General features: G+C 62.9%; 18 protein-coding genes and 1 pseudogene. 1 reads left to right on the top strand and 18 read right to left on the bottom strand.

Features of this window, described 5'->3' with window-relative positions:
* The first annotated feature begins 456 nt into the window (after window positions 1-456).
* Window positions 457-1,989 carry an exopolyphosphatase gene (gene ppx, locus CU110_RS01690; RefSeq protein ID WP_240665441.1) on the top strand — a complete coding sequence of 511 codons (1,533 nt, stop codon included), beginning with the start codon at window positions 457-459 and terminating at the stop codon, window positions 1,987-1,989.
* On the opposite strand, the gene tilS (CU110_RS17815) is transcribed toward ppx, so the two are convergent.
* The 18 genes and pseudogenes from tilS (CU110_RS17815) to tsf all read right to left on the bottom strand — a co-directional run bounded on the left by tilS (CU110_RS17815) (window position 1,919) and on the right by tsf (window position 22,265).
* Window positions 1,919-2,074, bottom strand: a complete 156-nt coding sequence (gene tilS / locus CU110_RS17815) for a tRNA lysidine(34) synthetase TilS (RefSeq protein WP_346427152.1) — start codon at window positions 2,072-2,074, stop codon at window positions 1,919-1,921. The genes ppx and tilS (CU110_RS17815) overlap by 71 nt on opposite strands.
* Before the next feature lie 34 nt (window positions 2,075-2,108).
* Window positions 2,109-3,047 (bottom strand): tRNA lysidine(34) synthetase TilS, encoded by a 939-nt coding sequence (tilS, locus tag CU110_RS01680; RefSeq protein ID WP_240665440.1) that lies wholly within the window; start codon window positions 3,045-3,047, stop codon window positions 2,109-2,111.
* Window positions 3,048-3,190: 143 nt separating this feature from the next.
* A complete protein-coding gene (gene accA, locus CU110_RS01675; RefSeq protein ID WP_084207821.1) occupies window positions 3,191-4,144 on the bottom strand; it encodes an acetyl-CoA carboxylase carboxyl transferase subunit alpha in 954 nt (317 codons plus the stop codon).
* A gap of 234 nt (window positions 4,145-4,378) precedes the next feature.
* The gene (gene dnaE, locus CU110_RS01670) at window positions 4,379-7,879 is read right to left on the bottom strand and encodes a DNA polymerase III subunit alpha (protein ID WP_077377851.1); all 3,501 of its coding nucleotides are present in this window, start codon (window positions 7,877-7,879) and stop codon (window positions 4,379-4,381) included.
* A gap of 384 nt (window positions 7,880-8,263) precedes the next feature.
* Window positions 8,264-8,908 (bottom strand): annotated as a pseudogene (gene rnhB, locus CU110_RS01665) (ribonuclease HII); the annotation flags it as partial.
* 92 nt (window positions 8,909-9,000) lie between these two features.
* A complete protein-coding gene (gene lpxB, locus CU110_RS01660; protein WP_084207819.1) occupies window positions 9,001-10,152 on the bottom strand; it encodes a lipid-A-disaccharide synthase in 1,152 nt (383 codons plus the stop codon).
* Window positions 10,153-10,154: 2 nt separating this feature from the next.
* Entirely contained in the window at window positions 10,155-10,922 is a 768-nt protein-coding gene (gene lpxA, locus CU110_RS01655) for an acyl-ACP--UDP-N-acetylglucosamine O-acyltransferase (protein ID WP_077377842.1), read from the bottom strand.
* The gene (gene fabZ / locus CU110_RS01650) at window positions 10,919-11,362 is read right to left on the bottom strand and encodes a 3-hydroxyacyl-ACP dehydratase FabZ (RefSeq protein ID WP_077377839.1); all 444 of its coding nucleotides are present in this window, start codon (window positions 11,360-11,362) and stop codon (window positions 10,919-10,921) included. The genes lpxA and fabZ overlap by 4 nt, the downstream gene beginning before the upstream one ends.
* Before the next feature lie 138 nt (window positions 11,363-11,500).
* Entirely contained in the window at window positions 11,501-12,538 is a 1,038-nt protein-coding gene (gene lpxD, locus CU110_RS01645) for a UDP-3-O-(3-hydroxymyristoyl)glucosamine N-acyltransferase (protein WP_077378183.1), read from the bottom strand.
* 86 nt (window positions 12,539-12,624) lie between these two features.
* Window positions 12,625-13,137 (bottom strand): OmpH family outer membrane protein, encoded by a 513-nt coding sequence (locus CU110_RS01640; RefSeq protein WP_077377836.1) that lies wholly within the window; start codon window positions 13,135-13,137, stop codon window positions 12,625-12,627.
* A 10-nt stretch (window positions 13,138-13,147) separates the two neighbouring features.
* The gene (gene bamA, locus CU110_RS01635) at window positions 13,148-15,484 is read right to left on the bottom strand and encodes an outer membrane protein assembly factor BamA (RefSeq protein WP_205632722.1); all 2,337 of its coding nucleotides are present in this window, start codon (window positions 15,482-15,484) and stop codon (window positions 13,148-13,150) included.
* 218 nt (window positions 15,485-15,702) lie between these two features.
* Window positions 15,703-17,058, bottom strand: coding sequence for a sigma E protease regulator RseP (gene rseP / locus CU110_RS01630; RefSeq protein WP_084207818.1), 1,356 nt, complete (start codon window positions 17,056-17,058; stop codon window positions 15,703-15,705).
* Window positions 17,059-17,146: 88 nt separating this feature from the next.
* The gene (gene ispC / locus CU110_RS01625; protein WP_240665439.1) at window positions 17,147-18,379 is read right to left on the bottom strand and encodes a 1-deoxy-D-xylulose-5-phosphate reductoisomerase; all 1,233 of its coding nucleotides are present in this window, start codon (window positions 18,377-18,379) and stop codon (window positions 17,147-17,149) included.
* Window positions 18,379-19,182 carry a phosphatidate cytidylyltransferase gene (locus tag CU110_RS01620; protein WP_084207817.1) on the bottom strand — a complete coding sequence of 268 codons (804 nt, stop codon included), beginning with the start codon at window positions 19,180-19,182 and terminating at the stop codon, window positions 18,379-18,381. Before CU110_RS01620 ends, ispC begins: the two co-directional genes overlap by 1 nt.
* The gene (uppS, locus tag CU110_RS01615) at window positions 19,182-19,925 is read right to left on the bottom strand and encodes a polyprenyl diphosphate synthase (RefSeq protein WP_084207816.1); all 744 of its coding nucleotides are present in this window, start codon (window positions 19,923-19,925) and stop codon (window positions 19,182-19,184) included. Before uppS ends, CU110_RS01620 begins: the two co-directional genes overlap by 1 nt.
* Window positions 19,926-19,980: 55 nt before the next feature.
* A complete protein-coding gene (frr, locus tag CU110_RS01610) occupies window positions 19,981-20,538 on the bottom strand; it encodes a ribosome recycling factor (RefSeq protein WP_077377825.1) in 558 nt (185 codons plus the stop codon).
* Between the two features lie 4 nt (window positions 20,539-20,542).
* Window positions 20,543-21,280, bottom strand: a complete 738-nt coding sequence (pyrH, locus tag CU110_RS01605) for a UMP kinase (protein WP_240499639.1) — start codon at window positions 21,278-21,280, stop codon at window positions 20,543-20,545.
* 115 nt (window positions 21,281-21,395) lie between these two features.
* Window positions 21,396-22,265: a translation elongation factor Ts gene (gene tsf, locus CU110_RS01600; RefSeq protein WP_065392492.1), complete on the bottom strand. Its 870-nt coding sequence runs from the start codon at window positions 22,263-22,265 to the stop codon at window positions 21,396-21,398.
* Window positions 22,266-22,277 lie beyond the last annotated feature (12 nt).

The following is a 22,277-nucleotide window of genomic DNA, read 5'->3' as shown; positions in this document are numbered from 1 at the left end:
TTAGATAAGAAGGGAATCGAGAAGACGAGCAGGAGGCAGAGACTGACACTGTACTGTGTGAGTGCAGGCTGATCTCGACAGCATTCCCGGGGGCAAGCGCCTGAGTGGAAAGAATACAGGTGCCAAAGGTTCAGGAAAGATCACTCACCACGGCCGTACAACGGATTCGGCAACGGAGTGTCGAGCGACGCAGCGACTGCAGCCCGTCCGCAAGGACATGGGGCGTCGTGCTTCCTGACGTAAAAGTCTTCTCGATATGGAATCTAGCGGTATGAATCGCCTGGTGGCTGACCTGTGAATATAAGGACAGAATTACCAGAGGGCTGGCTGACAACTGGGGGACCGTGGGACGGTCGACATGACGCAATCAGAGAGCGTGTAATCAGGCGAACGCCTCGATGGTAGTCAAGCTTCACCTCGAACGCAAGTCCCGTCACCAGTGACGATGCACCACTGTTGAAGCTGGCCGCCATCGATCTCGGCTCCAACAGTTTCCATCTGCTGCTGGCCAATCATCAGGCCGGACAATTGCAGGTCGTGGCCAAGCAGGGCGAGAAGATCCAGCTGGCAGCTGGCCTGGATGAAGACGGCATGCTCAGTGAAGATGCCATGGAGCGTGCGCTCAACTGCCTCGCACAGTTCGCGCCCTTCCTGGATGGCATCGAGGCGGAGCATCTGCGCATCGTCGGCACCAACGCGCTGCGTGCCGCGCACAACAGCCAGACATTGATCGATCGCGCCGAGGAATTGCTAGGGCATCCCATCGAGATCATCGCCGGCCGTGAAGAAGCGCGCCTGATCTATCTGGGGGCCGCCCATGCCCTGGCCGATGTGCATGGCAAGCGCCTCATCATCGACATCGGCGGCGGCTCGACGGAATTCATCATCGGTGAACAGTTCGAGCCGCTGTTGCTGGAAAGTCTGCACATGGGCTGCGTGGCCTATACCAAGGCATTCTTCTCTGACGGCGAGATCAGCGAGAAACGCATGCGCCGTGCCGAACTGGCCGCTCGCTCGGAGCTGGCCAGCATACAGCGCAGCTATCGCGAGCTGGGCTGGGACGACCCCGTCGGCTCCTCCGGCACCATCAAGGCAGCCGCCAGCGTGATGGAAGCCCATGGCTGGGCAGCACACGGCCTGGTGACTCGCGAGGGACTCCATCGGCTGCGCACCGCTCTCTTGGGATTCAAGCGTCTCGACAAGGTCAGCCTGCCAGGCCTGAAAAGTGACCGCGCCAGCGTCTTCCCGGCCGGGGTCGCGATCCTGTGCGGTATCTTCGAAGCCCTGGAACTCGAGCAGATCCGCTACTCCGATGGCGCGTTGCGCGAAGGCGTGCTGTTTGATCTGATCGGTCGCAATACGGCGGAAGACTCGCGCATCGCGGCCATCGATCTGCTGCGCCGTCGCTATGGTATCGACACCCGCCATGCGGCCAACGTGCGCGATACCGCGCTGGCGCTGTTCGACCAGGTCGCGGATGCGTGGTCACTGGGGGCAACCTCCCGTCAGATGCTGGCCTGGGGGGCCGAACTGCATGAAGTCGGGCTGGCCATCTCGCATAGCCAGTTCCATCGTCATGGCGCCTACCTGATCGAGCATTCCGACCTGCAGGGGTTCTCGCGACCGGAGCAGAAGGCGCTCGCCTTCCTGGTACGCGCCCATCGTCGCAAGTTCGCCAGCCGGGAGCTTGCCAATCTGCCGCTGACGCTCCAGCCACGCCTCGCCCGTCTGGCACGCCTGCTGCGCATCGCCGTGATGCTCAATCATTCACGCCCTGAACAGCCTGTCCTCGGCACGCAATTGAGCGCCAAGGGCGACGAATTGCGGCTGAGCCTGGCAGAAGAATATCGGGATCACAGTCTGATCTGTGATGACCTGACCCAGGAAAGCAGTCTGCAGAAGGCCGCCGACATGACGCTCACCCTCGCGCTACCCGCAGCTGGTGGCGCTGCCAGGGTGGGATGTCGGCTTCCTGCAGCAGGCGCTTGAGGTCCCGCCGGCCCCTGTCAGCCAGACGCATGACATCACCCGGCTGACGCTGACCGATCACGACTTCGTCCTCCTGCGCGGCCAATGCCTGCCAGCTCTGTCTCGCCCGATCATCCAGTTCACTCTTGCTCTTGCTCTTGCTCTTGCTCTTGCTCTTGCTCTTGCTCTTGCTCTTGCTCCTGCCCCGGCGTGACGCGCTCCGCGCCTGACAGCCGTACCTTCGCCAGCAGCTCGGCCGCCAGCTCATCCAGCAATGACTGCTCTTCCTGGAGCTGCTGCGCCGAGCGCGCAAGGCTGCCCGCAGCCTGTGGCCAACGCCCTTCGAGTGCCGGCAGCACCGTGTGACGCAGATAATTGCGATCGAAACGCTGACTGAGATTGCTGGGGTCCTCGCACCAGTCTCGTGAGACACACAGCCCTTGCTGACTCGCCAGAGTCTCGAGATCACGGCGAGAGACATCCAGCAGCGGGCGTACCAGTCGTGCACGCGCATGGGGGGGCAGATCTCGCCCAGTGGGCGAGTTGCCCACAGTCAGCGCCCGCTCAGGCGGCATGGCCGCCAGCCCGCGCCCGCCACTGCCGCGCAGCGCGTTGAGCAACAATGTCTCGGCCTGATCATCCTGATGCTGCGCCAGCCACAGGCTATCGCCCGCCGCCAGACAGGCCGTCAGTGCCGCCAGCCGCGCCTCACGTGCGGCAGCCTCCACGCCTCGCGACTTGAATGCCGCCTCATCCAGCGCCAGATGGCGCACACTCAACGGCAACCCCAACCGCGAGGCCAGCCTGCGCGCCAGACGCTCGAAATCATCATTGGCCGCCTGCAGGCCATGGTGCACATGCACCAGCCGCAGTCGCCGCGGGCACTCCTGCGTCGCTCGTGCCGCCAGCCTCGCCAGCATCACCGAATCCAGTCCGCCCGAGAGTGCGATCCATACCGTGTGCCGTGAATCCGTTGTTGCCAACGCCGCACGGACGGCAACGAGTGCGCGCGATTCCGCCATCTCGCCAAGAGACTGCGGAGACGAGGACATCGAGTCCAGTGAAGAAGACAGAGACATGCCGAGCTCCCGTCGCGAAAGCAGATGGATGGAGTGAGCGGAGAAAAAGCGGCCCTGAACGCAAGGACGCCCCCGGAAGATTCCGGAGGCGTCCTGGTCACTCAGGCGTGAACTGCATGCGCATCAAGCGTGATGTGCAGAGATCATGCCGGTGCGCCGTAGCTCATCAGGCGCTGGTAACGACGCTCCAGCAGGGCGTCGGTATCCAGCGCGCCAAGACGCTCCAGGCCTTCACCCAGCGCGGCCTTGATGCTGTCGGCAGCAGCTTGCGGATTGCGGTGCGCGCCACCCAGCGGCTCCTTGATCAAGTTGTCGACGAAGCCCAGCTCCTTGAGGCGCGAGGCCGTGATGCCCATGGCATCAGCGGCATCGGCGGCACGCTCTGCGCTCTTCCACAGGATGGAGGCACACCCTTCCGGCGAGATCACCGAGTAGGTGGAGTACTGCAGCATGTTGAGCTCGTCACACACGCCGATGGCCAGTGCACCACCGGAACCGCCCTCACCGATGACGGTGGAGATGATCGGGGTCTTGAGACGCGACATCACTGCCAGATTGTAGGCGATGGCCTCGGACTGACCGCGCTCCTCGGCACCGATGCCCGGATAGGCACCCGGGGTGTCGATGAAGGTCAGGATCGGCATCTTGAAGCGCTCGGCCATCTCCATCAGACGGCAGGCCTTGCGGTAGCCTTCCGGACGCGGCATGCCGAAGTTGCGACGCACCTTTTCCTTCACGTCACGGCCTTTCTGGTGACCGATCACCATCACCGGCTTGTCGTCGAGACGCGCGATGCCACCGACCAGGGCTTCATCGTCCGCGTAGTGACGGTCGCCGTGCAGCTCATCGAAATCCGTGAACAGGTTCTCGAGGTAGTCGAGGGTATACGGACGCTGCGGATGACGCGCCAGCTGAGATACCTGCCAGGCACCGAGGTCCTTGAAGATGGACTCGGTGAGCTTGGTGCTCTTGTCCTGCAGACGAGCGATCTCGTCAGACAGGTTGACCTGGGAGTCGTTACCGACCAGACGGAGTTCCTCGATCTTGGCCTGCAGCTCGGCGATCGGCTGTTCAAAGTCCAGATAATTGGGATTCATAAGGCGTTTCGTTCGTCGTCTCGGGCAGCCAGGAAAGCGAGTCGGCCGGGTCACTCCCCCTGAGCAAGCGCTCAGGCGATCTGTGGCTCACGGCGGTCACAGTCGGCATGGAATTGGGTACGGAAAAGATAGGGGGGCATTATCGCACCCTGTTCGACAGGTGCAAACCTTGCCCGCCCGTTCGGCGCGGGATTGCCTCTCCCCCACGCCCTTCACCACCTGGTTTCACTTGCATCACTCACGGTACTTGAGTCGCACGCCGCGCTGGCCTTCCACCTCACCCAGCTGGATCAGCAGTTCATCGCTGGGGGCGACGCGCCATTGCTCACCAAGCTCCAGCCAGGCCTCCGCGGCGGCATTGCGATAGCGTAGCCGCATCGGCAGGCCTTCGCTGGCCAGGTGCGGCGTCAACAGCGTGGACAACTGCTGGGTGAAGCGTCCGCCGATATCCTCGGCGGCGATGCTCATCTCGACGGCCTCACCGAAGCGCGCCCGCGCATCGATGATCGGCGTGACATCCTTGCCACGCAGGCGCAGGCCGCCGGAATAATCATCCTGACTGACCTCCCCCTCGACGATCACCACGCTGTCAGGTACCAGCTTGTTGCGTACCTGATCGTAGAGTTCGCCGAACATCGAGGCCTCGATGCGTCCGGTGCGATCATCCAGGGTCACGAAGGCCATGGTATCGCCACGCTTGGACTTCATGGTGCGCATGGCGATCACCAGCCCGGCGATGCGCTGCGGCTCCCGCGACGGTTTCAGGTCGCTGATGCGCGCATTGATGAAGCGCTTGAGCTCACCTTCGTATTCATCGATGGGATGGCCGGTCAGATAGAGCCCCAGGGTGTCCTTCTCGCCGGTGAGGCGCTCCTTGTCGGTCCACTCACGCGCCTTGCGATAGCCGGCGTAGACATCCGTTTCCGGCTCGCTGAAGGCATCGCCGAACATGTCGGTGATGCCGACATCGTTGTTGGCATGATTCTGGGAGGCGGCCTTGAGCGCATCCTCCACCGCCAGCATCAGCACCGCACGGGACGGGCCGATGTTGTCCAGCGCCCCGGAGCGGATCAACGCCTCCAGGGTGCGCTTGTTGATCTTCTTGGCATCGATGCGCTTGCAGAAGTCGAAGATGTCGCTGAACGGCCCACCCTCGGCACGTGCGCTGACGATCGCCTCGATCGGGCCCTCGCCCACGCCACGGATCGCGCCCAGCCCGTAGACGACGCGCCCTTCGAGGTCGACGGTGAACTTGTAGCCACCGATGTTGACGTCCGGTGGCGTGACCGTCAGGCCGATATGGCGGCATTCCTCGATCAGCGGTACCACCTTCTCGATGGTCTGCATCTCGGTCGAGATCACCGCGGCCATGAACGGCCCCGGATAGTGCGCCTTCAGCCAGCCCGTCTGGTAGGAGACGAGGCCATAGGCCGCCGAGTGGGACTTGTTGAAGCCGTAACCGGCGAACTTTTCCACCAGGTCGAAGATGTTGCCCGCCAGGTCCTTGTCGATGCCCTTCTCGGCACACCCTTCCATGAAGCCGGCACGCTGCTTGGCCATCTCTTCCGGCTTCTTCTTGCCCATCGCGCGGCGCAGCATGTCGGCCTGGCCCAGCGTGTAGCCGGCCAGCACCTGCGCGATCTGCATGACCTGCTCCTGGTACAGGATGATGCCGTAGGTCGGCTCCAGTACCGGCTTGAGCAGCTCGTGCTGATAATCCGGGTGTGGATAAGACACTTCGGAGCGACCGTGCTTGCGGTTGATGAAGTCATCCACCATGCCGGACTGCAGCGGGCCCGGACGGAACAGGGCCACCAGGGCGATCATGTCTTCCAGGCAGTCAGGCTTGAGCTTCTTGATCAGCTCCTTCATGCCGCGGGATTCCAGCTGGAAGACCGCCGTCGTCTCCGCCTTCTGCAGCATGTCGAAGGTCTTGGCGTCGTCCAGCGGAATGTCATCGATCTCCAGCGGCGGCAGCCCTTCACGCTCACGGACCTTGTCGACCATCTCGGTCGCCCAGTCGATGATGGTCAGGGTACGCAGCCCCAGGAAGTCGAACTTGACCAGCCCGGCTTCCTCGACATCGTTCTTGTCGAACTGCACCACCAGACCGCTGCCATCCTCTTCACACAGCAGCGGCGAGAAATCGGTCAGCTTGGTGGGAGCGATCACCACGCCCCCGGCGTGCTTGCCGGTACCGCGGGTGGTGCCCTCGAGCTTGAGCGCCATCTCCCAGATTTCCTGGGCCTCTTCATCGTTCTCGATGAATTCCTTGAGCTGAGGCTCCTGCTCGATGGCCTTCTCCAGCGTCATGCCGACTTCAAAGGGAATCAGCTTGGAGAGCTTGTCGCCCAGCGAGTAGGGACGCCCCTGGGCACGCGCCACGTCACGCACCACCGCCTTGGCGGCCATGGTGCCGAAGGTGACGATCTGCGAGACCGCATTGCGCCCGTAGCGCTCGGCCACGTAATCGATGACGCGATCGCGCTTCTCCATGCAGAAGTCGACGTCGAAGTCGGGCATGGAGACACGTTCCGGGTTCAGGAAGCGCTCGAACAGCAGGTCGTATTCCAGCGGATCCAGATCGGTGATCTTCTGGGCATAGGCCACCAGTGAGCCGGCACCGGAACCACGCCCCGGGCCGACCGGCACGCCGTTGTCCTTGCCCCACTGGATGAAGTCCATGACGATCAGGAAGTACCCGGGGAAGCCCATCTGCAGGATGATGTCGAGCTCGAAGTCCAGGCGGGAACGATAGCGCTGTTCGGTGTCAGCCCAGGCTTCGCTGTCGCGGGGATGCCTGTCGCGCGGATAGAGCTTCTCGAGGCGTTCCGTCAGGCCATCATGGGAAACCTTGCGGAAGAACTCATCCATCGTCATGCCTTCCGGCACCGGGAACTCGGGCAGGAAGTAGGTCCCCAGCTGAACCGTCACGGAACAGCGCGCCGCGATCAGCACGCTGTTCTCGAGCGCTTCGGGAATGTCGGCGAACAGCTCGTGCATTTCCTCGGCGGTCTTCAGGTACTGCTCATCGCTGTAGCGGGTCTCGCGGCGCGGGTCATCCAGCGCCTTGCCTTCCCCGATGGCCACGCGTGTCTCGTGGGCCCAGTAGTCCTCACGCTTGAGGAAGCGCACGTCATTGGTGGCGACCACCGGGGTATCGGTCGCCTCCGCCAACGCCACCGACAGGTGCAGGCACTCTTCCTCGTACTGGCGCTGGGTACGGGTCAGCTCCAGATAGAAGCGATCCCCGAAGACCGCCTTCCATTCGCTCAGCAGGGTCCGTGCGGTGTCTTCGTGATCCGAGAGCAGATGACGCCCGATCTCGCCCTCGCGCCCCCCGGACAGCACGATCAGCCCCTCGGCCTGCTCGAAGATCCACTGCTTCTCGAGATAGGCACGCCCCTGCTTCTGGCCGTCGGTCCAACCACGCGAGATCAGCTCGGTCAGATGGCGATAGCCGATGTCATTCATCGCCAGCAGCGTGATGCGGTAGGGACGCGTGACGTCCTGCGGATTGGTCATCCACAGATCGGAACCGATGATCGGCTTGATCCCGGCCCCTCGGGCATTGGAGTAGAACTTGACCAGCCCGAACAGGTTGGCCTCGTCGGTGACCGCGACAGCCGGCTGGCCTGCCGTGGCGGTCGCCTTGATCAGCGGCTTGACGCCGGGCAGACCATCGACGAGAGAGAACTCGGTGTGAACGCGCAGGTGAACAAAGGGCGTGGTCATGGAATCGGCTCGTGAAGTCTGCGTGACGGTAAAGGATTCAGTCGCGGCGGGTGACGATGGCCGCGCTGACGCTGCCGGCGCCTTGGACGCTGAAGGCGGGGACTCCGCTGCCAAGGATAGCGCGTCGGGGGCAGCGTCTGAAGGCGCCTCGCCTGTCAGGACGACCTCGACTGACGGGGATGCCGTGGTCTCACTGGCATCAGTCAGACCACGGCTGGCGGCTTTTTTGCAGCGGGAGACTGGCTCGGCTCACTCGTCCGGCCCCGACGAATGCCCTGATGACTCGACAGCCTTGTCCGGCTCAGCGGCTGGCTCAACCGGGGCCGGCAGCGCGATCAATGCATCTTCCGGCACGGCCTGCGGCACATGCCCGGCCATGTAAAGCCGCTTGACCGGCCCGAAGCTCTTGCGATGCAGGGTAAGGATGCCATGCGTCTCGATGGCGGCCTGATGCTCGCGGGTCGGGTAGCCCTTGTGACGCGCGAAACCGTAGGCGGGGAAGCAGGCATCCAGCGCTGCCATCTGGGCATCGCGGTATACCTTGGCCAGTATGGAAGCCGCGCCGATGGCGGCGTGGCGCAGGTCGCCCTTCACCACTGCCATGCCGGGAATCTCGTGCCCCGGCAAGCGGTTGCCATCCACCAGCAGATATTCCGGGCGTACGCCCAGGGCATCGACAGCACGCCGCATCGCAAGGTGCGTGGCCTGATAGATGTTCAGCTCATCGATCTCTTCACTGGTAGCCTCGGCGATCGCCCAGGCCCAGGCACGCGTACGAATCTGCTCGTACAGTGCCAGGCGCTTCTTCTCGCTGAGTTTCTTGGAGTCGGTGATGCCCTCGATGGGGTCATTCGGGTCAAGAATCACCGCTGCCGCCACCACGGGCCCGACCAGCGGTCCACGCCCGACCTCATCGATACCTGCCAGCAGCTCCCCGTGATAGGGGATCACCAGCGCCGGAAAATCATCGGCGGGTTTGCGCTTGCGGCTGGCGGGCAGAGTGGCGGGTCGATCGGCAGAGTCGGTCATGGTATCTCGGGGCGTCAGACAACCGACAGACCACTGTTGCGGCCTGCCGATCAGGGGGTATCAGTCAGTAAAGGCATCACGGGCGGTCGTGATCAGCGCCCCGCCAGCTCACCGATGGCAATGGCGGCCGCGGCGCTGGCATCACAGGTCAACTCACGATGCATGGCGACGAAGCGCTCACGCAGCTCACGCTGGCGACAGACATCGCCGGCGGCACGCGACAGCAAGGGAGCGAGGCTTTCCTCGATGGACTCCGGCGTGGCTGCGTCCTGGATCAGCTCCGGCACCAATGTCTCGCGGGCAATCAGGTTGGGCAGCGAAATCCACTCGGTCTTGACCATGTGCCGTGCGATGCGGTGGGTCATCGGCGCCATGCGATAGGCCACCACCATCGGACGATGACACAGCAGACATTCGAGCGCTGCCGTACCGGAGGCCAGCAGCACGGCATCGGCGGCAGTCATCGCTTCACGCGACTGGCCATCGATGAGGTGAATGCGACTGCGATCCAGCGCCTCGCGCCCCTGCATCAGTGACTCAAGCTCGCTACGCCGCAGCGACGTGGCGGCCGGAATCACCACTTCAAGCGCAGGGTAACGCTGGCAAAGGCGCTCAATGGAGGCCAGGAAGGTCTCGCCGAGGAAACGAATCTCGTTGCCACGGGATCCCGGCAACACCGCCAGCAACTGCACGTCGGGGGCAATCCCCAGCTGCAGGCGAGCAGCATCGCGATCATCCTCGAGCGGCAACTCATCCGCCAGCGGATGGCCGACGAAGGTCACCGGCACCTGATGTTCGCGATAGAAGGCCGCCTCGAAGGGCAGGAAGGTCAGCATGCGATCGACGGCACGGCGGATGGTCTTCACCCTGCCCTGACGCCAGGCCCAGACGGAAGGACTGACATAGTGCGCCGTGGTGATGCCCCGCTTGCGCAGGCGCAGCTCGAGCCCCAGATTGAAGTCGGGAGCATCGATACCGATCATCACGTCAGGCTGCCACTCAAGCGCGTCGCGCAACAGATGGCGACGCACCTTGATCAACTCCGGCAGATGCTTGAGCACCTCGACCAGCCCCATGATGGAGAGAGTTTCCAGCGGATAGAGGCTGTCGAAGCCTTCGGCCTGCATGCGCGGCCCCCCGATGCCACGAAACTCGACATCGGGATGACGCGCCTTGAGCGCGCGCATCAAGCTGGCACCGAGGATGTCACCGGAGAGCTCTCCGGCTACCAGGTAGATGCGCATGCTCAGCGTGTCAGGCCACGAGTGGACGCCTTGAGCGAGGCGATGAAGACATCGCGCTCGGCGAGAGGCGGCTCACCTTCCAGCTTCTCGAGTGCCTGCGCCAGTGTCAGCCCCTGACGGAAGACCGTCTTGTAGGCCGCGTTCAGGGCGGAGATGGTCTCGCGACTGAAACCACGGCGCTTGAGGCCGACGCTGTTGAGGCCATGCGCCTCGGCAGGGTGCCCATTGACCATCACGAAGGCCGCGATGTCCTTGGTGATGATGGAGCCACCGCCCGCCATGGCGTGCTCGCCGACATGACAGAACTGGTGCACCGCCGACAGTCCGCCAAGAATGACGTGATTGCCCAGATGGACATGCCCCCCCAGCGTCGCCTGATTGGCCATGATGCAGTCATCCCCGATGATGCAATCATGGCCCACGTGCGAGTAGGCCATGAACAGGTTGCGACTGCCGATGCGTGTCAGGCTGGCATCCTGGACGGTACCCCGGTGCAGGGTCACACCCTCGCGAATGACGTTGTCATCCCCGATCTCCAGGCGTGTCGGCTCACCGGCGTACTTCTTGTCCTGGCAATCCTCACCGACCGAGGCGAACTGGAAGATGCGGTTACGCTCACCGATGACCGTCGTACCCTTGATGACGACGTGCGGCCCCACCACCGTGCCAGCGCCGATCTCGACGTCGGCACCGATCACGCAAAACGGACCGACCTCGACATCGTCGGCCAGGCGGGCGCCGGGATCGACAATGGCAGTAGGATGTATCAAGCGACCTTCCTCTCGGCACAGATGATTTCGGCTTCACAGACCACATCACCGTCGACCTTGGCCTGACAGGCGAACTTCCAGATACCACGCTTCTCGCGCAGCACGCGGGCGCTGATCTCGAGCTGGTCGCCCGGCATGACCGGACGCTTGAAGCGCACGTTGTCACTGCCCACGAGGTAATAGATGTAACCATCGGCAGGACGCTTGTCGACCGTCTTGAAACCCAGAATACCTGCCGCCTGAGCCATGGCCTCAACGATCAGCACACCCGGCATGATCGGGTGTCCCGGGAAGTGGCCATTGAAGAACGGCTCATTGATGCTCACATTCTTGCGCGCGACGATGAACTCGCCAAGGGACAGTTCCATGACCCGATCGATCAGCAGGAAAGGATAGCGGTGCGGGAGATACTCACGGATCTCGTTGACGTCCATAACCATTGGCTTGCAACCTCTGAAATAACGAAATGCCTGCCGCACTCGGGCAGGCATGTAATGACGGTCCGGACCGCCGTTCTGGCAATGGCGCGCATTATAGCGTCCTTGCGCGCGACTGGCAGCCGCTCATTGCCCGCAGCGCTACCTGTCCTTCAAGTCCTTCTCGACCTGGTTCAGACGTCGTGCGAGCTGATCCAGCTGCTTGAAACGCACGGCATTGCGGCGCCACAGGCCATTGTCCATCGCCCCGGTACCCGACGAGTACACGCCCGGCTTGGTGATGGAATTGGTCACCAGACTCATGCCGGTGACCTGCACGCCATCACAGATTTCCAGATGCCCGGCAAGCCCCACGCCACCGCCCATCAGACAGTAGCGACCCACCTTGGTGGAACCGGCGATGCCGACACAGCCGGCCAGCGCCGAGTGATCTCCGATCTGCACGTTGTGCGCGATCTGGACCTGGGAGTCGATCTTGACGTCATTGCCGATGATGGTGTCGCCGAGTGCTCCTCGGTCAATGCTGGTGCAGCTGCCGACCTCGACATCATCACCGATCATCACGCCACCCAGCTGGGCGATCTTGTGCCAGCCCTTGCCGTCGTGGGCGAAACCGAAGCCGTCGGCACCGATCACGCAGCCACTGTGCAGGACTGCCCGCGCCCCGATGACCACCCCGTGATAGAGCGTGACATTGGGATGCAGCAGACACCCTTCGCCCAGCACGCTGTCAGCGCCAATGACGCACCCGGCCTGGAGACGGGAGCCATCCCCGATACTGACACCGGGGCCGACCACCACCTGCGGGCCGATCTCGACATTCGCGCCCAGCGTGGCCGTCTCATCGACGACCGCACTGGGATGCACGCTGGCCTGCGGTGCCTGTGCCATGGGATCGAACAACCGTGACAGCTCTGCATAGGCCAGGTAAGGATTGTCCAGCACCAGCGCATGGCTCTTGCACTCGTCGAGATGACTCTCGTGCAGCAGCACCGCCGTGGCCTGAGAGTCCGCGAGATACTTGAGGTAGGCGCGATTGGCGAGGAAGGCGATATCGCCTGGCGCCGCGTCCACCAGCGTCGACAGACCAGAGACCCGAACGTTCGGGTCGCCAACGAGTCGAGCACCCAGCCGCTGAGCCAGATCCTCGAGAGTGTAGGAGAATTGTTGCTTTTTCATGCTGTCTCTAGGCGTCGGGCGCCGCTGGCTCGCATTCGCGTAGGCATGCTCAATGCTGGCATCGCGCGCCGTGACGCGCGACGACATCAGTTGAGCGAGTTGAAGACCTGGGTGACCTCATCGGTCAGGTCGAGACCATCCTTGCTGTAGACCGTGGCACTGCGGTCCACCAGCAACTCGACACCGTGCTTGTCGACGACCTGCTGAATGGCCTTGTCCAGCTTGGGCTTGGATTGCTTGAGGAATGCCTGCTCGGCCTGCTGCTGCTGCTGCTGGACCTGGCCGCGCAGCTGCTGGAACTGCCCGCCCTTCTGGCGCAGTTGCTGCTGCAGTGACTGGCGCTCGGAATCCGACATCACCGCACCATCCTTCTGCAGCTTGTTCTGCATGGTCTCAAGCTCCTTGGCCAGCGCCTTGGCCTGATCCTGCTTGCCAGCCAGCTGATTCTTGAGCTGATTCATGGAGCGCTGGGCAGCATCGGAGCTCAACAGCGCCTGGCGCCAGTCCATGACCGCCACTTCCGTGGCCTGGGCCATCATCGGGGTCGCAAAGGCTGCGAGGCCGCCTGCCAGACACAGTGCGCGGGTCAATTTACGCATCATAAAAGCCTTAGAAGGTCTGGCCCAGTGAGAACTGGAAGATCTCGGTGTCGTCGTCGTCATCGTCACCGATGGGCTGCGCGACACTGAAGGTCAGCGGGCCAACCGGCGTGATCCATGACAGGCCGATACCGGCGCTGTAATTCAGATCGCCGAGGTCCACGCCACTCTCACAGGAACTGGAATAGCTGGAGCCGACATCGTAGCAGGACGTCAGATAGGTATTCCCCGCATCCACGAAGAACGACGGCTGGACGCTGCGCTTGTCCTTGACGAAGGGCATCGGGAAGATCAGGTCGATCCCGCCCTCGACCAGAATGTTGCCGCCCAGGGTATCGTCATCACCGTCATCGACCTCGGTGGATGCCTGACCCAGGGTGTTGGAGCTGTAACCACGCACGCTGCCCAGACCACCCGCATAGAAGTTCTTGAAGAACGGGTAGGTATCGCCGGAGAACGAATTGGCATAGCCAAGTTCGGTCCGGAACTTGAGCGACCAGTCATCATGCAGTTCGAACAGCTTCTGCCCCTTGTAGCGGAACTTGTAATAATCCGCATCGGAGCCGGGCACTGCCACTTCCAGTGACAGCAGCTGCGAGCTGCCCGCCGTGGGCAGGATGCCGCGGTTGAGATTGTTGCGCGACCAGCTGGCGGTCAGCTTGTAGAGGTTGAAATCCTCGCCCTCATCACTGATGTACTGCGTGACCTCGGCGGGGCTGTCATCGAAGTCCTTGACGCGCACGAACTCGTAACCGGCACCGAAATTCAGGCGCGACAGTTCGTTGATCGGGTAACCGAAGTTGATGCCACCGCCGAAGCTGTCGGTCGCGTAGCTGGCGACATCGTCATCATCGTCGTAATCCACCTTGCGGTAGAACAGGTTGTAGCCACGCGAGATGCCATCCAGTGTCCAGTACGGGTCGGTATAGCCGAAGCTGACATTGGTGTAGTCATCGGACTTCTGGGCATTGATGTTGACTTCGTTGCCGGTGCCCAGGAAGTTCTTCTGCGACAGCCCCACCCCGTAGATGACCCCGTCACCCTGAGAGAAGCCGACCGACGCCGAGATCGAGCCCGACGGCTGTTCCTCGACGTTGTAGTTGACGTCCAGCTGGTCCGGCTCGCCGGCGACCGGACGCGTGTCCACATCGACCTGCTTGAAGAAGCCGAGACGCTCGAGCTTCTGCTTGGATTGCTTGATCTTGTCCGTCGAGGCAGGCGCACCCTCGAGCTGGGTCATCTCACGACGCAGCACCTCGTCCGCCGTCGTGGTATTGCCCTTGAAGTTGATGCGACGCACGTAGGCGCGCTTGCCGGGGTCGACCGCAAAGGTCAGATCCACCGTCTCGCTCTCTTCATTGACCTCAGGCACGGCGTTGACATTGGCGAAGGCGAAGCCGTCGGCTCCCAATGCCTGACGCAGGGCCTCGCTGGAAGCCGTCACATCACGCTGGGAATAGAGGGCATCCGGAGCGAGCTTGACCAGATCACGCGCCCGCTCTTCCTTCATCTTGATGTCGCCGGCGAAACCGATCTCACCGATCTTGTACGGCTTGCCTTCGTCGACATTGATGGTGACGAAGATCTCGGACTTGTCCGGCGAGATGGACACCTGGGTCGAGCGCACCTGGAAGTTCACGTAACCACGATCCAGATACCAGGACTTGAGCGTCTCGATGTCCCCGGTCAGCTTCTCGCGCGAGTATTCGTCGTCGGAGAACCAGCCGAAGAACCAGCTCGGGCGGTCTTCCAGCTCGAGCTGTTCACGCAGGGTCTCGTCATCGAAGGCGGAGTTGCCGACGATGTTGATCTGGTGGATCTTGGCGACCGCACCTTCCTTGACGTCGATATTGACCTGAACACGGTTGCGCTCGAGGGTTTCCACCGAGGTCTCGATGCGAGCGCTGTAGCGGCCCTGCGCCTGGTAGACGCGCTCCAGCTCACGCTGCATCTCTTCCAGCGTGGAGCGCTGCAACACCTGACCTTCGGCCAGCCCGGCTTCCTTGAGGCCCTTGCGCAGGTCCTCGTCGGGAATCTGCGAGTTGCCGTCGATCTCGATCTTGGAGATCGTCGGGCGCTCGACCACGTCGATGATCAACACATCGCCATCACGCTTGAGGCGGATATCATCAAACAGGCCAGTGTCGAACAGCTGGCGCGCCGCGGAGGACAGATCATCATCCTCGACGGTCTGATCAGCGGAGACAGGGAAGGCGTTGAACACGGTGCCCGCAGACACGCGCTGAAGGCCTTCTACCCGGATGTCGGATACTTTGAAAGACGCGGCCAAGGCGCCTTGACTGGCCCCGAGCAGCGCAGCTGCCAATCCAATGGTCTTGAGTTTCATGCAGTCGCTTCGCTTCTCTGGATTCCGCCCGCTTGGATAAACAGGCACCTTATACACAACCCCTGGCTACTGACAAGACAGCACCCCTGGGGGTCGGCAATCGGGGCCGAAGTCGTGTGGGCATGATGACGGGAGTTGGCCATGTTGGCCAGCCCGTGCAATGAATTGACCCTCATGAGGGGCGACAGTTCAGCTCTGGTTCATCTTGCAGGAAACGGTTACCACAGACGCATGAGGTCGAAATAGATCGCCATGAACATCAACGACCCGACCAGCGCCATGCCGATCCTGAGCCCGGCATTCTGCACCTTCTCGGACAGTGGCTTGCCGCGCACCGCCTCGACCAGATAGAACAGCAGATGCCCGCCATCCAGCACCGGAATCGGCAGCAGATTCAATACCCCGAGACTGATGGACAGATACGCCATGAAGCCCAGGAAGGCTTCAAGCCCGGAGCGAGCCGTATCACCGGCGATCCGCGCGATGGTGATCGGTCCGGACAGGTTGGAGGGCGCGATCAGGCCCACCAGCATCTTGCGGATGGAGTCCAGCGTCAGCACCGTCATCTCGCCGGTCTTGCTCACCGCCTGCCCTACGGCAGCCAGGGGCCCATAACTGAGCTCACGCTGATACTCTTCCGGCCAGCTGACATTCTCGACACCGGCGCCGACCTGCCCCACGACACGCCCGTCATCGAGCGCATTGCTCGCGGGCGTCAGCGACAGCGTCTCTTCCTTGCCATCACGCGCCACCAGCACGGACAGCGTCTCGCCCGGCGCACCGCGCACCCGCTCGACGAAGTCGATCCAGTCCACCACCAGCACGCCATCAATGCTGACGATACGGTCTCCCGCCTTCAAGCCGGCAGCCTGCGCCGCACCGTCCTCCAGCACTCGCCCCAGCACCGCCGGCAACTGGGGCCGCCAGGCGGTGATGCCCAGCGTGACCAGCGGACGCGGCGGATCCTGATCCACCAGGAAGCGCTCGACATCCAGTGTCTGTTCACGCGAGGCACTGGCGCCCGGAGCACGGGTGGTGATCGTCAGCTGGTCGTCCCCTATCGCGCCGATGAGGCGCAGATTGATCGCCTCCCAGCTTGGTGTCGGCTGATCATTGATGGCGACGATTTCCGCATCGGGCGTCAGCCCGGCACGCCCTGCAGGAGAGTCCGGCGCCACCGCTCCGACCATCGGCACCACGGTCGTGGTACCGGCGACGAACAGCGCCCAGTACGCCAGAATCGCCAGCAGAAAATTGGCCAGCGGCCCTGCCGAGACGACGGCGATGCGCTTCCAGACGGACTTGGTATTGAAGGCCAGATGGCGCTCCGACGGGTCGACTGGCCCCTCGCGCTCATCCAGCATCTTGACGTAGCCGCCCAATGGAATGGCCGCGACACCGTATTCCGTGCCGTGGCGGTCCGTCCACGACCAGAACGGCTTGCCGAAACCGATGGAGAAGCGCAGCACCTTGATGCCGCAACGACGCGCGACCCAGAAATGACCGTACTCATGGATGGTGATCAACACCCCCAGCACGACGATCACGGCAAGAATATTCTGGATCACACCCATCACGCGCTCCTGGAAATTGGTGCCCGAGATGGGCAGCCTGCCCTGTCACGCCCACAAGGAAAGTGACAAGACAGTGCAAGATAGGATTTCAGGGCCCGACGAGGGCCAATTGGGCGGCTGCCAACTCACGTGCCGCGGCATCTTCGGACAGGATCACCTCGAGACCATCCACCGCCAGGGGCGGGCGAGCCTGCATGACGGCTTCCACCACCACCGGGATACGATCGAAGGCCAGGCGGCCCTCGAGGAAGGCTGCCACTGCCACCTCATTGGCGGCATTCATCACTGCAGGCCAGGTGCCGCCTGCCGCGATGGCTTCACGCGCCAGACGCAGACACGGGAAGCGCGTCTCATCGGCGGCACGGAAGTCGAGTCGCGCCACCTGGAAAAGATCCAGCGGCTCGACGCCGGCATCGATGCGCTCCGGCCAGGCCAGCGCGTAGGCGATGGGCGTGCGCATGTCGGGATTGCCCATCTGGGCCAGCACCGAACCATCACTGTAAGCCGCCATCGAGTGAATGACACTCTGGGGATGCACGACGACCTGGATGTCGTTGGGCCCACAGGCGAACAGCCAGCAGGCCTCGATCAGTTCCAGCCCCTTGTTCATCAGGGTGGCACTGTCGACGGAGATCTTGCGCCCCATCGACCAGTTGGGATGCGCGCAGGCCTCGGCCGGCGTCACCGTCGCCAGGCGCTCGGCAGGCCACTCGACCTCGTCACGGAACGGGCCACCCGAGGCAGTCAACAGCAGCTTCTCGACCCCGATGGGGGCCAGCCCATCGCGATGCTCGGGCGGCAGGCACTGGAAGATGGCGTTGTGCTCGGAATCGATGGGCAGCAGCGTCGCACCATGCTGCTTCACCGCATCCATGAACAACTGGCCGGCACACACCAGCGCCTCCTTGTTGGCCAGCAGGACGCGCTTTCCCGCACGCACCGCAGCCAGAGTCGGCAGCAGCCCGGCAGCACCCACGATGGCCGCCATCACGCTGTCGACCTCGGGGGCCTCGCTGATGTCCACCAGCGCCTGCTCACCGTGACGTACCTCGATGGGCGTGCCCTGGTAGCTCTCGACGCCCTCGAGCGCCTCACCGAGCCACAGCGCCGCCTCGGCGGAGGCGATCACCGCCACCTGAGGTCGATGGACCAGGCACAGCTCCAGCAATGCCTCATGGCGCGTGGCGGCACTCAATGCATGCACCACATAGCGCTCCGGATGGCGCGAGATCACATCCAGCGTGCTGGAGCCGATGGAGCCGGTGGCCCCCAGAATCGTGATGCGCTGCACCGGCGCATTGGAGGACATGTCACCCGCCATCACGCACCACCTCCCAACACCCAGGGCAACAGTAGCGCAAACAACGGCACGGCCGCCGTCAGACTATCGATGCGGTCCATGATGCCGCCGTGCCCCGGCAACAGCTGACTGGAGTCCTTCATCTCACGCTCGCGCTTGAACATGCTTTCCAGCAGGTCTCCCAGCACCGAGACGCCAGTGACGCCCAGTGTGACCAGCAGCAGCGGCAGCCAGTCGGCCTGCCCTGCCAGCGCATAGCCGGTGGCCAGCAATCCGGTGGCGACCAGCCCGCCGTAGACACCTTCCCAGGACTTGCCCGGGCTGACACGTGGCGCCAGCTTGCGCTTGCCGAATCGCTTGCCGGAGAAATAGGCACCGATATCCGCCGCCCACACCATCAGCAGCACGTACAGCAGCCACTCGCCACCGCTGGTCTTGAGCTGGAGAAAGCCGAACCAGGTCGGCAACAGTGCCAGGACCCCGACACCCAGTCGCATGCCGGTGGCATGCCATTCCTGACGCTTTTCGGGGTAATGCATCACCCAGCGCAGATTGACGGCCCATGCCAGCGCCGCCAGATAGAGCGGCCAGCGAGCCTGGGAGGCATCCGCCCACCACACCAGCAGCATCGCCAGCGCCATGCAGGCAGGAAACAGCAGACGCGCCGCGCCGGCACGCACGCCGGCAAGATTGGCCCACTCCCAGGCGGCCAGTGCCACCACGCCCCCGGTCATGACCGCAAAGGCGGCACCGTCGAGGCCAAACAGCCCCCACAGCGCCAGCGGGGCGAGAATGAGCGCGGTGATGATTCGTTGTTTGAGCACTAGAGCCCCTCGGCGTCGAGTTGTTCGCTGGTCATGCCGTAGCGCCGTTGACGCTGGGCATAGGCATCGAGCGCCTCATCGAAGGCCGCCGAGTCGAAATCAGGCCACAGCACCGGCGAGAAGTAGAACTCGGCGTAGGCCAGCTGCCAGAGCAGGAAGTTGGAGATACGCTGCTCGCCACTGGTGCGAATGCACAGATCCACTTCCGGGAGCGAACTCAGACAGACCTCGGCCCCGAGGCGGGACTCGTCGATATCCGCGGCCTTGAGCTCGCCTCGCTCGACCTGCGTCGCCAGACGTCGGGCAGCCTCGGCAATGTCCCAGCGGCCACCGTAGTTGGCGCAGATGACCACATGCATGCCGCGATTGTCGCGCGTCATCTCTTCGGCACTGCGGATATGTTTCTGGATGGAGCTTGAGAAGCGGCTGCGCTCCCCGATCACGGAGAGGCGTATGTCGTGTCGATGAAGCTTCTTGACCTCACGCTTGAGCGCCATGAGGAACAGCTCCATCAGCGCACTGACCTCATTGGCCGGACGCTTCCAGTTCTCGCTGGAGAAAGCAAACAGGGTCAGTACCTCGACGCCCTGCTCGGCAGCGCGACGGATGGTACTGCGGACGGTCTCGGCACCGGCACGATGGCCACGGATGCCAGCCCAGCCGCGGGATTTCGCCCAGCGGTTGTTGCCGTCCATGATGATCGCCACATGGCGTGGCGTGGAGAGGGAATTCGGTGACGTCATGGGGTCTCGCTACGAGCACCGGATGCCGCCGACAGGGTGCCGGCGGCAGACCCGATCAGACCTGCATCAGGTCAGTTTCCTTGTGCTCCAGAGCACTGTCGACTTCCGCCACATACTTGTCGGTCAGCTTCTGGATCTCGTCTTCTCCGCGACGTGCATCGTCTTCGGAGATGTCCTTGTCCTTGAGCAGGCTCTTGATGTCGCCATTGGCGTCACGACGCACATTGCGAAGCGCCACGCGGGCGTTTTCCGCTTCTGCACGCGCCTGCTTGGTGTAACCACGACGCGTCTCTTCCGTCAGCATCGGCATCGGCACGCGAATCACGTCACCGGCGGTGGACGGGTTGAGACCCAGGTCAGAAGTCATGATGGCCTTCTCGACCTTCGGCACCATGGGCTTTTCCCACGGCACGACAGTCAGGGTGCGCGCATCTTCGGTGGTGATGTTGGCCACCTGATTCAGCGGCACCTGGCTACCGTAGTAGTCGACCGTCACGGCATCGAGAATGCTCGGATGCGCACGACCGGTACGAATCTTGCTGAAGGCGGCACCGAGGGACTCGATGGTCTTCTTCATGCGTGCTTCGACGTCTTTCTTGATATCGTTGATCACAATCTTACCCTCTATCAATCAGCGTGCCTTCCTTGCCACCCACCACCAGGTTGAGCAGCGCGCCTACCTTGTTCATGTTGAACACCCGTACCGGCATGTCATGGTCACGCACCAGGCAGATGGCGGTCAAATCCATCACGCCGAGCTTCTGCTCCAGCGCGTCGTCATAACTGAGGCTCTCGTACTTCACGGCATCCGGGAACTTGACCGGGTCCTTGTCGTAGACACCATCCACCTTGGTCGCCTTGATGACGGCATCGGCATCGATCTCGATGCCACGCAGACAGGCGGCGGAATCCGTGGTGAAGAACGGGTTGCCGGTGCCGGCGGAGAAGATGACGACGTCACCCGAGGTCAGATAACGGATCGCGGTACGGCGGTCGTAATGTTCTACCACGCCACTCATCGGGATGGCAGACATGACGCGAGAGCGGATGTTGGAACGCTCCAGTGCATCACGCAGCGCCAGACCGTTCATGACGGTGGCCAGCATGCCCATGTGGTCGCCGGTCACGCGTTCCATGCCGGCTTCCTGCAGGGCCGCGCCACGGAACAGGTTACCGCCGCCGATCACGATGCCGACCTGGACACCGATGCCCACCAGCTGACCGATTTCCAGCGCCATGCGATCCAGCACCTTGGGGTCGATGCCGAACTCGCCATCGCCCATCAGGGCCTCACCGGAAAGCTTGAGCAGTATGCGCTTGTACTTGGCATTGCGTTCAGCGGAAATGGTGGCCATGCGAATTTCTCCTGATACTGACATACGGGGACGGGGCGGCCCGAAGGCGGGGGCCAGATACACGATGGCGTGCGACTAAGCGCACGCCATCGTGAGAAGCGAAAACAGTCAGCCCTTACGCGCGGCTGGCCTGCTCACGGACTTCAGCTGCGAAGTCCACTTCTTCCTTCTCGATACCTTCACCGACTTCCATGCGCACGAAGGATACCACTTCACCGCCGGCAGCCTTGACGAACTCGGCGACGGTCTGGTTCGGGTCCTTGACGAACGGCTGTTCGGTCAGGCTGTTTTCAGCCAGGTACTTCTTCAGACGGCCCTGGGACATCTTCTCGGCGATTTCCGCCGGCTTGCCAGCCATGTCCGGCTGAGCAAGGATGATGGCCTTCTCGGCGTCCATCTGTTCCTGCGGCATGTCTGCCGGACGTGCACAGACCGGGTTCACGGCTGCGACGTGCATGGAGACGTCCTTGGCCGCGTCAGCGGTGCCGCCCTGCAGCAGGGTCAGAGCCGCGATGCGACCGCCGTGGACGTAACCACCGACGACACCACCGGCCGGCGCTTCGACCAGCTCGGCGCGACGCACGGAGATGTTCTCACCGATCTTCTGAACCAGCTGACCACGAGTGTCTTCCAGCTCGCCTTCCATCAGGGAAGCGATATCGGTGTTCTTGGTCTCGAACACGCGGTCGGCGATCAGCTTGGTGAAGGCCTGGAAGTTGTCATCGCGAGCGACGAAGTCGGTCTCGGAGTTGACTTCGACCATCACGCCATAGCTGGCATCGTCGGCGACCTTGATGACGATGGCGCCTTCAGCGGCCACACGGCCAGCTTTCTTGGCGGCCTTCAGGCCGGAGTTCTTGCGCAGGTTCTCGATCGCGAGCTCGATGTCGCCACCGGCTTCGGTAAGAGCCTTCTTGCATTCCATCATGCCGAGCGCAGTACGCTCACGCAGTTCCTTGACCATAGATGCGCTGATAGCTGCCATGGGATGAAACCT

Origin of the sequence: Cobetia sp. ICG0124 (assembly GCF_004006355.1) — a bacterium.
Classification (GTDB): domain Bacteria; phylum Pseudomonadota; class Gammaproteobacteria; order Pseudomonadales; family Halomonadaceae; genus Cobetia; species Cobetia marina.
Note: the sequence above shows the minus strand (reverse complement) of the source record. Positions and strands in the feature narration are given on the sequence as shown.

Bases quoted from the DNA above. Each gene is read 5' to 3' on its own strand.
- dnaE (WP_077377851.1), bottom strand. From the start codon at position 7,879: ATGACCACGCCCTTTGTTCACCTGCGCGTTCACACCGAGTTCTCTCTC.
- accA (WP_084207821.1), bottom strand. From the start codon at position 4,144: ATGAATCCCAATTATCTGGACTTTGAACAGCCGATCGCCGAGCTGCAG.
- uppS (WP_084207816.1), bottom strand. From the start codon at position 19,925: ATGACGTCACCGAATTCCCTCTCCACGCCACGCCATGTGGCGATCATC.
- pyrH (WP_240499639.1), bottom strand. From the start codon at position 21,280: ATGGCCACCATTTCCGCTGAACGCAATGCCAAGTACAAGCGCATACTG.
- lpxB (WP_084207819.1), bottom strand. From the start codon at position 10,152: ATGCGCATCTACCTGGTAGCCGGAGAGCTCTCCGGTGACATCCTCGGT.
- ispC (WP_240665439.1), bottom strand. From the start codon at position 18,379: ATGGCGGGTGACATGTCCTCCAATGCGCCGGTGCAGCGCATCACGATT.
- tsf (WP_065392492.1), bottom strand. From the start codon at position 22,265: ATGGCAGCTATCAGCGCATCTATGGTCAAGGAACTGCGTGAGCGTACT.
- CU110_RS01640 (WP_077377836.1), bottom strand. From the start codon at position 13,137: ATGCGTAAATTGACCCGCGCACTGTGTCTGGCAGGCGGCCTCGCAGCC.
- rseP (WP_084207818.1), bottom strand. From the start codon at position 17,058: ATGGGTGTGATCCAGAATATTCTTGCCGTGATCGTCGTGCTGGGGGTG.
- fabZ (WP_077377839.1), bottom strand. From the start codon at position 11,362: ATGGTTATGGACGTCAACGAGATCCGTGAGTATCTCCCGCACCGCTAT.
- bamA (WP_205632722.1), bottom strand. From the start codon at position 15,484: ATGAAACTCAAGACCATTGGATTGGCAGCTGCGCTGCTCGGGGCCAGT.
- lpxD (WP_077378183.1), bottom strand. From the start codon at position 12,538: ATGAAAAAGCAACAATTCTCCTACACTCTCGAGGATCTGGCTCAGCGG.
- tilS (WP_240665440.1), bottom strand. From the start codon at position 3,047: ATGTCTCTGTCTTCTTCACTGGACTCGATGTCCTCGTCTCCGCAGTCT.